Raw genomic sequence first — 14,531 nt, forward strand, 5'->3', positions numbered from 1 at the left:
GCCGGGGCGCGATGAACGTTCAGGCCGGCAAGCGCAAAAACTGAACGTTCACTTCAAACCCGTCGTCCCGGCCTGTGGCCGGCGACGCCAGGGTCATGTGCGCCTTGACCCCATGGACGATGGTCTTGGCAATCGCCAGGCCCAACCCGCTGCCGCTGGCTTCGCTGCTGCCGCGCACGAAGCGTTCGGTCAGGCGCTGCAACACCGGCGCCGGCACGGCCGGTCCGCCGTTGACCACCCGCAGCAACGCATCGTCCGTGAGGCTGACGTCGACCGGTTGATCCACCGCGCCGTACTTCAACGCATTCTCGATCAAGTTGCGCAGCAGGATGCCGAACGCGTCCGGGTCGATCGCGCAATACACGCTGCCCTCGCTCGGCAGTTGCAAGCGGATGCGCTGCCCGCTGCTGCGGTTCCACTCATCGACCCCATGGGCCAGTAAGGGAATCAGGTCCTGGGGCGCCTCGGACAACAACCCGCCGCCCTCGGCCTTGGCCAACTGCATGAGTTTTTCCGAAAGCCGCGCCAGTTCGCGCAAGGCGTGTTCGATCTTCGCCGCACGCACGCGCAACGGGCCTTCCGGCGCTTCCTGGCGCAAACGCTGGATCTGCGCCAGCGTCGCCGCCAATGGCGTGCGCAACTCGTGGGCGCTGTTGGCGGTGAAGCTGCGCTCGGCCTCCAAGGCCTTGCGCAAGCGCTCCAGCAGGTGGTTGACCGCGTCGGCCAACGGGTCGATTTCAGCCGGCAGCCGGGCCACGCTGATCGGCGACAAATCCCCCACACCACGCGCTTCCACGGCACGGCGATAAGCCAATACGCTGCGCAGGCTGAAGCGCACAAACAACCATGTGCCCAACAGGCTGATGGGGATCAGCGCCAATAACGGCATCAACAGGGCCAACAAGGCTTCCCGCGCCGCCTCACGGCGATGCCCCAGCGGCTCGGCGATCTCAATGAACAGCGTATCGCGCAGCGCACTCGCGCCGTACAGCCGGTATTTTCGGGTAGTGGAAAACCCTTCGCTCGGGTGTTCGCTGAAGATCTTCGGGTTGGCGTCATGGGACTGCATCAGAATCTGGCCCTGGGCATCGCGCACCAGGTACGTCAGGTATTCCTTGTGCATCTTCAGGGTGGCGACGTGCTGGGCGGTGCGCGGTTCTTCGCGGTTGCTGATTTCCAGCACGGCCAGGGGCAGGATGCGTTGCGCGGTCTCTTCCAGGGCGCTGTCGAACACCTCGTTCAATTCGTGTTGCACCACCAGCCAGGCGCCGACGGTCGCCCCCAGCCAGAGCAAGGTCATGCCCAGGGTCAACCCGAGGCCGAGGCGTTTTTGCAGGCTGATCGGCGACTTCATCCGGCCATCAACCGATAACCCATGCCACGCACGGTTTCCAGCAGGTCGCGCCCGAGTTTTTTGCGCAGGCGGCTGATATAGACCTCGATGGTGTTGCTCTCGATTTCCGCACCGAAGGCGTACAGGCGCTCTTCGAGCTGCGACTTCGACAGCAACGCCGTGGGGCGCTGCACAAACGCCTCGAACAGCGCCCATTCGCGCGCCGTCAGGTCGACGGTGACGCCGGCACGCTGCACGGTGCGCGCGTTCATATCGATCTGCAACTCACCGAGTTTGATCTGCGGGTTGGGGTTGCCGCTGTAACGGCGGGCCACGGCGGCCACCCGGGCCGACAGCTCGAACAGGTCGAACGGTTTGACCAGGTAATCGTCGGCCCCGGCGTTGAGGCCGGCGATACGATCGGATATCTGGTCCTGGGCGGTGAGGATGATCACCGGGGTCACATTGCCGGCCGAACGCTGCTGGCGCAGAAAGTCCAGCCCGCGACCGTCGGGCAGCATCAGGTCCAGCAGGATCAGGTCATACGGCGTGCTGCGCACGCTGTTGTTCGCATGCTCCAGGCGCTGCACCCAATCGACCGCATGGCCGTCGTCGGCAATCTGTTCGCGCACCGCCTCGCCCAGCCCGGGTGCATCCTCGACCAATAAAACCCGCATCTGGCACCTCCTGTGGTGGTTGTCGTGCCGCACCTTACCGAGCTTACCTGACGTGAATCTGAAGATTCAGCTGGTTGTCAGGAATGCCCTTTAGGGTAAGCCGCAAATGCCAATCCGGCCGGAGACAGATCATGAAATCAGCTTTTATTGTCAGCACCGCACTGCTGGGCGTCCTGCTCGGCGCAAACGCCTTGGCCGACGACGACTGCAGCGAGCCGGTCAGCGACTGGCAACCACGCGAAACCCTGCGCCAGCAAGTGGAACAGCAATACGGCTGGAGCGTGCAACGCATCAAGGTCGACGACGGCTGCTATGAACTCAGGGGCACCGACCGCAAAGGCAATGCGATCGAAGCCAGCTACGCACCCGCCTCGCTTCGTCTGCGCAAACTGGAAATCCATTTCGGCGCCAACGGCGACGCCCGGGATTACCTCAACCGCCCTGGATCGGAATGATCAGCGGTTTTTCCACGGCTTTCAGGTTGCTGTCAGCCAGCAGGTCCAGGCTCTCGCCACAACGTTCAACCAGGACATCATCATGAAAAAGATCATTGCTGCAACCTGCCTCGCCGGCGCCATTGCCCTGCCGGGGCTGGCCCAGGCCCGCGAAGTGACACTGACCACCCAACTCAAGGACTACAGCGGCAACGGCGCGTACCTGGCGATCTATGTTACCGACGCCAACGGCCAGTACCAGAAAACCCTCTGGGTCGCCGGCAAAAAGGCCAAGTACTACCGGCACCTGAGCGACTGGGCGCGTGGCAGCGCCATGAAGCCGAGCGAGTTTGACGGCCTCAGCGGCGCCAGTGTCGGCAGCGGCCGCAGCCTCACCGTCAGCGTGGAACTGGCCGACACCTTGATCGACGCCGGGTATCAGATCCGTATCGACAGCGCCGTGGAAGACAAGCGCGACAGCCGCGCCGACGTCAGTGTTCCGCTGACATCGGCCGGGTCGGGCAAGCCGGTCAGCGGCAGCACTTATGTCGAGTCCTTTACCTACGACCTGTAACACCTGCGACTTCTGGAGGCTGAACATGCTTCGCCAGTTCCATTCACTGCCCGGTCTGATCGCCGCCCTGTTGGTCATGATATTGGCCATCAGCGGCGCAGTGCTGTCCGTCAATCCGGCCTTGGAACGCCTGCACGGCACGTCAACCGCGGCCGGGCAGCTCAATGTCGGCCAGTTGGCGGGACGCATCGCCAACCACTTTCCGGGGGTGGAGCAGATCCAGCGCAGCGCCTCCGGAACAGTGATCATCTACTACAACCAGGACGGCCAGGCGGGTGCGCAAACCGTCGATCCACTGACCGGCCAGGGCCTCGGGCCCTATGAGCCATCCGTTGTTTCGCGCTGGGTAAAAGACCTGCACCGCTCGCTGTTCATGGGTACCACCGGGCATGGGATCGCGGGCGTCGGCGCACTCTTCATGTTGATGCTTTGCGTGTCCGGCGCGCTGTTGCTGGCGCGCCGCCTGGGTGGCCTGCGCAACCTGTTGCGGCCGCTGCGCGGCTCGTTCAGCCAGCGCTGGCACGCCGAAGTCGGGCGCCTGGCCGTGCTCGGGCTGCTGCTGTCGGCCTTGACTGGGCTGTACATGTGCGCCACGACCTTCGGTTTGATCGCCGACGGCAGTCAGGCTGAGCCGGCCTTCCCCGCGCATATCAGCGTCGGCGCGGCGCAGCCGGTGGCCAACCTGCAAGCCTTGCAGGCCATCGATCTGAACGACCTGCGCGAACTGGTTTACCCGAGCCCCGGTAACCCCGAGGACGTGTTTTCCCTGCGCACCGCCCAGGGTGACGGCTACGTGGACCCGGTCAGCGGCACGCTGTTGTCGTATCAGGCCCACGATTCAATGCACAACCTGTATCAACTGATCTATCAATTGCACACCGGCGAAGGCCTCTGGTGGCTGGGCTTGATCCTCGGGGTTAGCGCCCTCAGCGTGCCGTTGATGAGCGTGACCGGCATCCTGCTGTGGTGGCGCCGCCGCAAGGCCGCGCCGAAGATTCGCCATAACAGCCCGGCCCACGCCGCCGACAGCGTGATTCTGGTGGGCAGTGAAACCAACAGCACCTGGGGTTTTGCCAATACCTTGCACGCGGCGTTGCACCAGGCCGGGCACCGGGTTCACAGCGCCGCGATGAACGATTGGAAGGGCGAGTACCGCGCTGCCCAGCGCCTGTTCATCCTCACCGCCACCCACGGCGACGGCGATGCACCGGCGTCGGCCGCGCAGTTCCTGGCACGGCTGCAGCAAGTGGGCCTCAAACCCGGCCTGCCCTTTGCGGTACTCGGGTTTGGCGACCGGCAGTTTCCGCGATTCTGTCAGTACGCCCATCAGGTGCAGGACGCGATGGTACAAGCCGGCGGCACGCCATTGCTGGGGCTGGAAACCGTGAACCGTCAATCCTCGCAGGAATTTGCGCGCTGGGGCGATGCGTTGGCGGCGCCACTGGGCCACGACCTGCCGCTGATCCACACGGCGCAGCGCCCGCGCAGCCGTCGTCTGGAATTGACCGAACGCATCGTCTATGGCGAAGCCGTGAACGCACCGACCCACGTCCTGCGCTTCAAGGCCGCAGGCGCGCTACCGAGCTTCCAGGCCGGCGATCTGGTCGGTATTTTGCCGCCGGACAACCCGGTGCCGCGCTTTTACTCGCTGGCCAGTTCCTCTGAAGACGGCACGCTGGAAATCTGCGTGCGCAAACACGAAGGTGGCCTATGCTCGGGGTTCCTGCATGAGCTGAAGATCGGCGGGTCGGTCGAAGCGTTCATCCAGCCCAATCCGCAATTTCGTCCGGCGTCGGGCGCGCACCCGGTGATTCTGATCGGTGCCGGCACCGGTATCGGGCCCCTGGCCGGTTTTATTCGCCATAACACCGCCAAACACCCGATGCACCTGTATTGGGGCGGACGCAACCCGGCTTCGGATTTTCTCTATGAACCGGAGCTCAAGCGTTACCTGGCCGACCGCCGCCTGACCGCATTGCGCGCGGCGTTCTCCCAGGTTCAGGAGCGCAGCTATGTGCAAGACCGGTTGCTCGGCGATGCCCTGGCGTTGCGCGCCCTGATCGAAAACGGCGCCCAAGTGCTGGTGTGCGGCAGCCGCGAGATGGCCAAAGGCGTGATGCAAGCGCTGGATAACGTGTTGGCCCCGCTCCACCTGAGTGTGCTGGCCCTGAAAGCACAAGGACGCTACCGTGAAGATGTCTACTGAGGCCCAACGCTACAGCCTGAACGGCGAGACCATGGGCACGCGCTATACCGCCGTGTTCTATGCCGAGGCCGGCGTCGACACCGACGCGATCAACCGCGGCCTGGCGCAGGCCGTGGGCCGGGTGGACCAGCAGATGTCCACCTGGAAGGCCGATTCCGACCTCAACCGCCTCAACGCCGGCCCCGAGCAAACATGGTTGCCGGTGCCCCAGGAACTGGCCACGGTGTTGGCCGCCGCGTTGCGGGTCAGCCAGCAATCCGGCGGGGCTTTCGACATCGCCGTCGGTGATCTGGTGGACGCCTGGGGCTTCGGTCCCGGCGCACCCTCAGTCACAGAACAGACCATCGACGCCCTGCCGTCACGCAGCGGTCTGTCGGCCACTGCGGCGTTGACGGTGGACACGCAACGCCACCAAGTGCGCAAACGCGCGCCGCTGCACCTCAACCTCAACGGGATCGCCAAAGGCTTTGGCGTCGACGAACTGGCGCGCTGCCTGGACGGCTTCGGGCTGACCCGCTACCTGGTCGGCATCGATGGCGAAATGCGTGCCCGCGGCGTCAAGCCGGATGCTCAACCGTGGGTCGTGGCCATTGAAAAACCAAGCCGTGGCCAGCGTGAAGTGATGGGGGTCATGGAACTCAGCGACGCCGCCATCGCCACCTCCGGCGACTACCGACACTGGATTGACGTGAAAGACCGACACTATGCTCACACCATGAACCCGGCCACCGGCGCCCCGCTGTGCAATACCGTCGCCGCCGTCACGGTGGTGGCCGCCTCGTGCATGCTCGCCGATGCCTGGGCCACGGCGTTGATGGTGCTGGGCGAAGTCGAAGGCCCACGCCTGGCGCAGGCACGCGGGGTGGACGCGTTGTTCGTGCTGCGCGAGGGTGAACAACTCAAAGAAATATCGATTGTCGGCGGTATTCTGCAGGCGCAGATTGAAAGCCGTCCGCCCCAACCCCGTCCACGAACGTGAGTCCCGCACACCGATGAAATTCATGCACCGGCACACCGAATCCCACCGCAGCGACCGTATCGGCTGGCTGCGCGCCGCGGTACTGGGCGCCAATGACGGCATCGTCTCCACCGCCAGCCTGTTGATCGGTGTCGCCGCCGCCAACGCCAGCCACGCCTCGCTGATCGTCACCGGCATGGCCGGGCTGGTGGCGGGGGCGATGTCGATGGCGGCCGGCGAATACGTTTCGGTGCATTCCCAGGCCGATACCGAGCACGCCGACCTGGCACGGGAACGCGCGGAACTGGCGAGTAACCCGAAAGCCGAACACCGTGAACTTGCCAACATCTACATGCAGCGTGGTGTATCACCCGAATTGGCTCATCAGGTCGCCGACCAATTGATGGCGCACGACGCCTTGGGGGCTCACGCCCGGGACGAGCTGGGCATCAGCGAAGCCCTCACCGCCAAACCGCTGCAAGCGGCGCTGGCCTCGGCGGCGAGTTTCGTGGTCGGTGCCGCGTTGCCGCTGGCGGTGACGCTCATCGCGCCAGAGCACAGCGTGGTGCCGTGGATCTGCGGCATGTCCCTGCTGTTTCTTGCCAGCCTTGGCGCCGTGGCGGCCAGGGCCGGCGGGGCGAAAGTCTTCGTCGGCGCCTGGCGCGTAACCCTGTGGGGCGTGCTGGCCATGGGCATTACGGCCAGCGTCGGGGCATTGTTCGGCGCTGTGGTGTAGCGCGAAAACACACCGCGCCCCAACGTGGCGGGCGCGGTGTGTCTTACTTTCTTTCGGCCAATACCTTGAGTGCCTGCGCCGCAGCCTGCTCTTGCCCGGCCTGGGCGGTGGCATTGGCCGCTTCGCGCCAGCGCTGCGTATCCACATTGGCCGGCAACTGGCTCGGGCGCTGGGTGAGGATTGCCCAGTGACCGGCGCTGCTCCACTTCGACTCAAAGTCACTGAAGCTCATCAACAACCGCCGATCCATGCCTGAGCGCAGCAGCACCGTGCTTTTCTGCTGGTTGAAACCCACCACGACCACGTAGTGCGTGCTGGACAAAAGGCCGCCGCCGATCCGCGCCATCACCGGGTAACCCGCGCTCACCTGCGCCAGCACCGAGGTGAGCTTGGCGTCGAGCGGATACACCATCAACCCGTATTCACGGGCCAGCACCTGCATGTTGCGCTCCAGGTTCGCTTCGCCGCCCGGCAAGTGCAGCGGCTTATCCAGCAAGCCCGGTGTCATGACAATGCCTTGTTGCGACAGCATGCTGGCTAACGCGGTGGGACCGCTTTGATAAGCGTCGCTGCGAAACGTCGGCACGCCATTGAGCTCGACACGCTCCGGCAGGCCCGGCAGTTTCGACGGCTGCCCGGAACAGGCCGCGAGCCCCAGGGTGCAGGCCAGCAGCAAGGACGTTGTAACGTTGGACCGTAACCGCAATTTTCTACCCTCTTGATCAACTGCCGGTAAGGGCCCTGATCATAGGACGCTCTTCCGCTCGGGTATAGCCTTGAACCGCAGTAAAACGCCCGGGATAGAGCAAAGAAGTTGGATCGACACGACCATTGGTCAATAGCAGGCAACCGTCGTCTGACTAGACTGTCCATTGAGAAGACTGTGTGTGCGCCCTGCTGGGCGAAAGGAGGCCAGAATGAGCCTTGCAACGACGATTTTCCTGTTGATCTGCGGTTGGCTCGCAGTGGCCGCCGCCATGTTGTGGGGGGTGTTGCGCATTACCCGTCGGCACCATCACCCCCACGTCAAAGCGGCTGCATCCGCCAAGCCGCACAAGACGGCGGTGCATCACGCCTAGCCAGGCATGCAATTGAAGTCCTGCGTTGCCGCGACTTCCTTACCGTGACCATCCAGGAGCGATGCGCGCACGGTGGTGCCCAGGCTGGATTCGATCAGGGTGTAGTGTTCACCCGCCTTGAAGTTCTCGTACTCCACGCGGCCCTGGCAGTCCTGCTGGTTATCGTCGCCCGGCTCTTCCTCGAACAACGTCACATCCAAACGATGGGCTCCCGGCGGCACTTCGAAAAAGCGCCCGTCATCCACGCGCTTGCCGTCGACGCGCTCGGCCATCAGGTCATTCGGCGCTTCTTCTTTCAATCCGATCCAGGCTTCGCTGGGGTCGGCTTTGGGCATCGGGCCGGCGCAGGCCGACAGTAACAACACAGCGCTCAAGGCGGGAATCAGCAATAACGGTTTGAGTGACATGGCAGAGCTCCAAAGGATTTCAGTTAAAAGACGCATCGCATCCGATGGGTCACAAGCTTGGAGAGCCACCCTTTGTAGAACAAATGAATACACATGAAACGATCTTCAGCCCATACCTAAATCTTCCTTCACCTGGCTGAAAGGTGCGTGTTAGGTGGGTCGGGCAAGACTGCCGGGGTTTGCAATCCTGCTCCCTCGGAGGTTCACGCATGCTCGGGCTGGTAAAGACCGCACTGCAAAAGCCGTACACGTTTATCGTGTTGGCCATATTCATCTGCATCATCGGGCCGATGGCGGCCCTGCGAACCCCCACTGATGTATTCCCCGATATCGGCATCCCCGTCGTTGCAGTGGTCTGGCAGTACAACGGCCTGTCGCCGGACGCCATGGCCGGGCGGGTGATCTACACCTACGAACGCTCCCTGAGCACCACCGTCAACGACATCGAACACATCGAATCGCAATCCCTGCCGGGCATGGGCATCGTCAAGATCTTCTTCCAGCCCGGCGTCGACATCCGCACCGCCAACGCCCAGGTGACAGCGGTGTCACAAACCGTGCTCAAGCAAATGCCCCCCGGCATCACGCCGCCGCTGATCCTCAATTACAGCGCATCGACGGTGCCGATCCTGCAAATGGCGTTCTCCAGCCCGACACTGTCGGAAGCCAAGATCCGCGACCTGGTGCAGAACAATATCCGCCTGCCCCTCAGCGCCCTGCCCGGCCTGGCCATGCCCACGCCCATGGGTGGCAAGCAGCGGCAGATCACCCTCGACCTCGACCCGCAGGCGCTGGCCGCCAAAGGCTTGTCGGCGCAGGACGTGGGCAATGCCCTGGCGTTGCAAAACCAGATCATCCCGGTGGGCACCGCCAAGCTCGGCCCCAACGAATACACGATCCTGCTCAACAACAGCCCCAAGGCCATCGATGAACTCAACGACCTGCCGATCAAGACCGTCGACGGTGCGCTGATCACCATCGGCCAGGTGGCCCACGTGCGTGACGGTTCGCCACCGCAGACCAACATCGTGCGCGTCGACGGCCATCGCGCGGTGCTGATGCCAGCGTTGAAAAACGGCAGCATCTCCACCCTGTCGATCATCGACGGCATCCGCCAGATGCTGCCGCGCATCAACGAAACCCTGCCGCCGTCGCTGAAGACCTCATTGCTCGGCGATGCGTCGGTGTTCGTCAAACAATCGGTGGGCAGCGTGGCCCAGGAAGGCATCATCGCCGCGCTGCTGACCAGCGCGATGATCCTGCTGTTCCTCGGGAGCTGGCGCTCGACGCTGATCATCGCCGCCTCGATCCCCCTGGCGGTGCTGTCGGCCATCGCGCTGCTGGCGGTCAGCGGGCAAACCCTCAACGTGATGACCCTCGGCGGGCTGGCGTTGGCGGTGGGGATTCTGGTGGACGACGCCACGGTGACCATCGAAAACATCAACTGGCACCTGGAACAGGGCAAGGCGGTGAAGGCTGCGATCCTCGACGGCGCCGCGCAGATCGTCGGCCCGGCGTTCGTCTCGCTGCTGTGCATCTGCATCGTGTTCGTGCCGATGTTCTTGCTGCAAGGCATCGCCGGGTACCTGTTCCGGCCGATGGCCCTGGCGGTGATCTTCGCCATGGCCAGCTCGTTCATCCTCTCGCGCACCCTGGTGCCGACATTGGCGATGTACCTGCTCAAGCCGCACACGCCGGAACCGGGCACCGGCCACCACCCGGAAGATGCGTTCATCAACCACCACGAAGGCGAGCAGCACACCAAGCCACGCAACGCGGCGCTGCAGTCGGTGCTGAATTTCCAGCAGGGTTTCGAGCGGCACTTCTCGAACATCCGCGACACCTACCATGGCCTGCTGACGTTGGCCCTGGGCAATCGCAAGCGCTTCATCGTCGGCTTTTTAGCCTGTGTGCTCGCCTCGTTTTTGCTGCTGCCCAGCCTGGGCCAGGATTTCTTCCCGGCCACCGACGCCGGGGCGCTGGCGCTGCATGTGCGTTTGCCGCTGGGTACGCGGATCGAGGAAAGCGCTGCGGCGTTCGACCGGATCGAGGCGCGGATACGCGAAGTGATCCCGGCCGACGAACTCGACACCATCGTCGACAATATCGGCATTCCGCTGAGCGGCATCGACATGGCCTACAGCAGCAGCGGCACCATCGGCCCGCAGGACGGCGATATCCAGGTCAGCCTGAAACAACACCACGCGCCCACCGCCGACTACGTGAAAAAACTGCGTGAGGCGCTGCCGCAAAGTTTCCCTGGCAGCCACTTTGCGTTCCTGCCAGCGGACATCAGCAGCCAGATCCTCAACTTCGGCGCGCCGGCGCCGCTGGACGTGAAAATCTCCGGGCGCAGCGATGCCGAAAACCGCGCCTACGCCGTGGAACTGGAACGCCGTCTGCAACACGTACCGGGCATCGCCGACCTGCGCATCCAGCAGTCCACCGGCTACCCGTCGCTGCAAGTGAATGTCGACCGCCTGCGCGCCAACGGCCTGGGCATCACCGAGCGCGATGTGACCAACAGCATGGTCGCCTCCCTCGCGGGCAGCTCGCAAACCGCACCGACGTTCTGGCTCAACCCGGCCAACGGCGTGTCCTATTCCATCGTCGCCGCCACCCCGCAATACCGCCTCGACAGCCTGCCGGCGCTGGAAGCACTGCCAGTGACCGGTGCCGATGGTCAATCGCAAATCCTCGGCGGTGTGGCCAGCATCTCCCGCGTGCAAAGCCCGGCGGTGGTGACCCACTACAACATCGAACCGACCCTGGACCTCTACGCCAACGTGCAAGGCCGCGACCTCGGTGGCGTGGCCCGCGACGTGCAAAAAGTGCTGGACGACACCGCGTCCATGCGCCCCAAAGGCGCGACGATCAGCCTGCACGGGCAGATCGATGCGCTGCATGAAGCCTTCAGCGGTTTGAGCGTCGGCCTGCTCGGCGCGGTGGTGCTGATCTACCTGCTGATCGTGGTCAACTTCCAGTCATGGGTCGACCCGTTCGTGATCATCACCGCGTTGCCGGCGGCATTGGCGGGGATCGTGTGGATGCTGTTCCTCAGCGGCACGTCGTTGTCGGTGCCGGCGTTGACCGGGGCCATCCTGTGCATGGGCGTGGCCACCGCCAACTCGATCCTGGTGGTGAGCTTCTGCCGGGAACGCCTGGCCGAACATGGCGATGCGCTCAAGGCCGCACTGGAAGCCGGCTACACGCGCTTTCGTCCGGTGTGCATGACCGCCCTGGCGATGATCATCGGCATGCTGCCGCTGGCCTTGTCCGAGGAGCAGAACGCGCCGCTCGGCCGCGCCGTGATCGGTGGTCTGATCCTCGCCACCACCGCCACCCTGTTATTTGTTCCCGTGGTCTTCAGCCTGGTCCACGGTCGTCAGCCTACTCGCGCAACTGTTGGAGAAACGCTCCATGTCGTCTGATCACAAACCCTCGCGCAAGCGTCTGATGCTCATGGGTGTCGGCGGCCTGACCCTGGCCGCCCTGCTGGTCGCCAACGGCCTGTACGCCCGCACAATGCACGAGCGCTCCGTCACCGCCTGGACCGAAACCGCCGCCGTGCCGCAGGTGATGGTGTTCCAGCCGCAGCAGAACGTGGCCGGTGACACCCTGCGCCTGCCCGCTCACCTTGAAGCCTGGAGCAAGGCGCCGATCCATGCGCGGGTCAGCGGCTACTTGAAGGACTGGAAAGTCGACATCGGCAGCCAGGTCAAAGCCGGGCAAATCCTCGCCGAAATCGACAGCCCCGATCTCGATCAACAACTGGCGCAGACCCATGCGCGCCTGGTGCAGCAACAGGCCAATGCGCGGCTGGCCGCCACCACCGCGACGCGTTGGCAGAACCTGCTGGCCAGCCATTCGGTGTCGCGCCAGGAGGCCGATGAAAAAACCTCCAACGCCGCAGCGGCCAAAGCCAACGCCGAAGCCGCCGCTGCCGATTACGCACGCTTGTCGGCGCTGGAAAGCTACAAGACTATCCGCGCGCCGTTCGCTGGCACCATCACCGCGCGCAACACCGACATCGGCCAGTTGATCAAGGCCGATACCGACAGCGACCCGGAGCTGTTCAACATCGCCGACACCCACCAGTTGCGCCTCTACGTGCCGGTGCCGCAGAACTACGCGGCCGTCATCCACCCCGGGCTTGAAGCCGAGCTGAGTGTTCCCGAGCACCCTGGCGAACACTTCAAGGCGCACCTGATCGGCGACTCCACCGCCATCGACCGCCGCTCCGGCACCCTGCTCGCGCAGTTTGTCGCCGACAACCCCAACGGCGAGTTGCTGCCGGGCGATTACGCCGAAGCCACCCTGCCGATTCCGGCAGACACCCATGGCGTGAGCATCCCGGCCAGCGCGCTGATCTTCCGTGCCCAAGGCACTCAGGTAGCGGTGCTGGATGCGCAAAACCACATACACCTGCAGGCCATCCATATCGGCCTGGACCTAGGTGAACGCCTGGTGATCGACCAGGGCCTGAAACCCGCCGACCGCGTGGTCGACAACCCGCCCGACGCCCTGCGCGAAGGCGACCCCGTGCAACTGGCCGACGCCTCCGGAGGTGCCCATGCGCCCAAGGCTTAAACCGCTTGCCGCGGTGATGCTGCTGGCGTTGCAAGGTTGCTCGCTGGCACCGACCTACAACGTGCCGGCGATCGACCTGCCGGCCAACTATCGCGAACAGACCAGCGATGGCCCCTGGCACAGCGCGCAGCCGTCCGACCAACTGGCGCCGCAGTGGTGGACGCTCTACCGCGAACCGCGCCTGGATCAGTTGCAACAGCAATTGCTCAAGGCCAACCCGGACCTGGCGGCAGCGCTGGCGCACTTCGATGCATCCCAGGCGTATGCCAGCCAATTGCATGCCGGGCTGTTCCCGCAGATCACGGCCAGCGCACAACCGCTGCGTCAGCGCCAATCCGACTCGCGTCCGCTGCGCAGTACCACGCAGCCGTCGGTTTACAACAGCAACACGGCGGGGCTTTCATTGAGCTACGACTTGGACCTGTGGGGCAAAATCCGCAACCAGGTGGCGGCGGGTGATGCGCAGGCGCAAGCGTCGGGCGACGATCTGGCGGTGGCGCGCTTGAGCTTGCAGCATCAGTTGGCGACCTTGTACGTGCAGCTCAATGGGCTGGATGCGCAAAGTCGGATTCTCAACAGCTCGCTGGAGGATTTCAGCCAGGCCCTGCAACTGACCCGCAGCCGCTACGAGGGCCAGATTGCTTCGGAACTGGACCTGACCCGCGCGCAAAACCAGCTCGCCCAAGCCAAGGCGCAACTGGATGAAGTGCGCGGGCAACGCAACCTCACCGAGCATGCCATCGGTGAACTGGTCGGCGTGGCGGCCAGCGACTTCACACTGCCGGCGAGCCAACAACTGATCGCCCTGCCGGGGATTCCGTCGCAACTGCCGAGCCACCTGCTGCAACGTCGCCCGGACATTGCGGCGGCCGAGCGCCGAGTGTTTGCGGCCAACGCAAATATCGGCGTGGCCAAGGCCGCGTGGTACCCGGATTTCAGTCTGACCGGGTTGATTGGCGGGCAGACCCAAGGCGTGGGGAATTTACTGTCGGAGGGCAATCGGTATTGGGCGCTGGGGCCGCTGATGAACTTGCCGATCTTCGATGGCGGTCGCTTGAGCGCCAACGAACGCCAGGCCAAGGCCGAGTTCGAACAAGCCTCGGCACAGTACCGCAGCCAGGTACTGAAAGCCGTGCGCGAGGTCGAAGACAACCTGGCACAGCTAAGGGATTTGCAGCAGGAGGCACAGGATGAACAAGCCGCGGCGGATGCGGCGCAGCATACGCAAGCGTTGGCGATGAACAGCTACCAGGCCGGCGCGGTGAGCTATCTGGATGTAGTGACCGCGCAGACAGCGGCGTTACAGGCACAGCGGACCTTGCAGGCGGTGCAGACACGGCAGTTGCAGGCGAGTGTGGGGCTGGTCACCGCGCTGGGCGGCGGCTGGCAACCTGGCGCCTGACGCTTTTTTTGTGCAAACCAGCTCAAAGGTGGGAGCTGGTTTGCCTTTGATGAGGCTGGATCAGCCAAACATCATCGACTGATCCAGCGCATATTCAGTCTTCCGGCCGACTGTTGAGAAACACGGTCACTGCCG

The 14,531-nt window shown here is 64.1% G+C and carries 13 protein-coding genes; 9 read left to right on the forward strand and 4 right to left on the reverse strand.

The genetic code is table 11. From position 1 onward, the window contains the following. Positions 1-19: 19 nt before the first annotated feature. Positions 20-1,354, reverse strand: coding sequence for a sensor histidine kinase (locus tag LQ249_RS20135; protein WP_232565839.1), 1,335 nt, complete (start codon positions 1,352-1,354; stop codon positions 20-22). Then, the gene (locus tag LQ249_RS20140; protein WP_046485615.1) at positions 1,351-2,010 is read right to left on the reverse strand and encodes a response regulator transcription factor; all 660 of its coding nucleotides are present in this window, start codon (positions 2,008-2,010) and stop codon (positions 1,351-1,353) included. Before LQ249_RS20140 ends, LQ249_RS20135 begins: the two co-directional genes overlap by 4 nt. Before the next feature lie 131 nt (positions 2,011-2,141). On the opposite strand from LQ249_RS20140, the gene LQ249_RS20145 reads away from it, so the two are divergent. From LQ249_RS20145 to LQ249_RS20165, 5 genes are all read left to right on the forward strand, one after another. Then, positions 2,142-2,465: a PepSY domain-containing protein gene (locus tag LQ249_RS20145; protein WP_017848220.1), complete on the forward strand. Its 324-nt coding sequence runs from the start codon at positions 2,142-2,144 to the stop codon at positions 2,463-2,465. 82 nt (positions 2,466-2,547) lie between these two features. Continuing rightward, positions 2,548-3,018 carry a DUF2271 domain-containing protein gene (locus tag LQ249_RS20150; RefSeq protein ID WP_017848221.1) on the forward strand — a complete coding sequence of 157 codons (471 nt, stop codon included), beginning with the start codon at positions 2,548-2,550 and terminating at the stop codon, positions 3,016-3,018. Positions 3,019-3,043: 25 nt separating this feature from the next. Then, positions 3,044-5,224 carry a PepSY domain-containing protein gene (locus LQ249_RS20155; protein ID WP_232565840.1) on the forward strand — a complete coding sequence of 727 codons (2,181 nt, stop codon included), beginning with the start codon at positions 3,044-3,046 and terminating at the stop codon, positions 5,222-5,224. Further along, the gene (locus LQ249_RS20160; RefSeq protein WP_232566620.1) at positions 5,214-6,203 is read left to right on the forward strand and encodes an FAD:protein FMN transferase; all 990 of its coding nucleotides are present in this window, start codon (positions 5,214-5,216) and stop codon (positions 6,201-6,203) included. The genes LQ249_RS20155 and LQ249_RS20160 overlap by 11 nt, the downstream gene beginning before the upstream one ends. Before the next feature lie 13 nt (positions 6,204-6,216). Beyond that, entirely contained in the window at positions 6,217-6,918 is a 702-nt protein-coding gene (locus LQ249_RS20165) for a VIT1/CCC1 transporter family protein (RefSeq protein ID WP_046382838.1), read from the forward strand. A 43-nt stretch (positions 6,919-6,961) separates the two neighbouring features. Here the strand turns inward: LQ249_RS20165 and LQ249_RS20170 are convergent, their stop codons facing one another. After that, on the reverse strand, positions 6,962-7,624 hold the full coding sequence (locus tag LQ249_RS20170) for a C39 family peptidase (RefSeq protein WP_057004472.1): 663 nt from the start codon (positions 7,622-7,624) through the stop codon (positions 6,962-6,964). Positions 7,625-7,835: 211 nt separating this feature from the next. Between LQ249_RS20170 and LQ249_RS20175 the strand changes: the two genes are divergently transcribed. Further along, positions 7,836-7,997, forward strand: a complete 162-nt coding sequence (locus tag LQ249_RS20175) for a hypothetical protein (RefSeq protein WP_164887010.1) — start codon at positions 7,836-7,838, stop codon at positions 7,995-7,997. Here the strand turns inward: LQ249_RS20175 and LQ249_RS20180 are convergent. Then, the gene (locus tag LQ249_RS20180) at positions 7,994-8,404 is read right to left on the reverse strand and encodes a PA0061/PA0062 family lipoprotein (RefSeq protein ID WP_057004473.1); all 411 of its coding nucleotides are present in this window, start codon (positions 8,402-8,404) and stop codon (positions 7,994-7,996) included. The two genes, LQ249_RS20175 and LQ249_RS20180, sit on opposite strands and share 4 nt — an antisense overlap. 209 nt (positions 8,405-8,613) lie before the next feature. On the opposite strand from LQ249_RS20180, the gene LQ249_RS20185 reads away from it, so the two are divergent. From LQ249_RS20185 to LQ249_RS20195, 3 genes are read left to right on the forward strand one after another with little or no spacing between them, the layout of a single operon-like run. Further along, entirely contained in the window at positions 8,614-11,835 is a 3,222-nt protein-coding gene (locus LQ249_RS20185; protein WP_232565841.1) for an efflux RND transporter permease subunit, read from the forward strand. Further along, complete coding sequence (locus LQ249_RS20190) at positions 11,825-12,994, forward strand: efflux RND transporter periplasmic adaptor subunit (protein ID WP_046382834.1); 1,170 nt, start codon at positions 11,825-11,827, stop codon at positions 12,992-12,994. The genes LQ249_RS20185 and LQ249_RS20190 overlap by 11 nt, the downstream gene beginning before the upstream one ends. Further along, positions 12,978-14,396 carry an efflux transporter outer membrane subunit gene (locus tag LQ249_RS20195; RefSeq protein WP_232565842.1) on the forward strand — a complete coding sequence of 473 codons (1,419 nt, stop codon included), beginning with the start codon at positions 12,978-12,980 and terminating at the stop codon, positions 14,394-14,396. Before LQ249_RS20190 ends, LQ249_RS20195 begins: the two co-directional genes overlap by 17 nt. Positions 14,397-14,531: the final 135 nt, after the last annotated feature.

The organism is Pseudomonas sp. 7-41, from assembly GCF_021233075.1.
GTDB lineage: Bacteria > Pseudomonadota > Gammaproteobacteria > Pseudomonadales > Pseudomonadaceae > Aquipseudomonas > Aquipseudomonas veronii.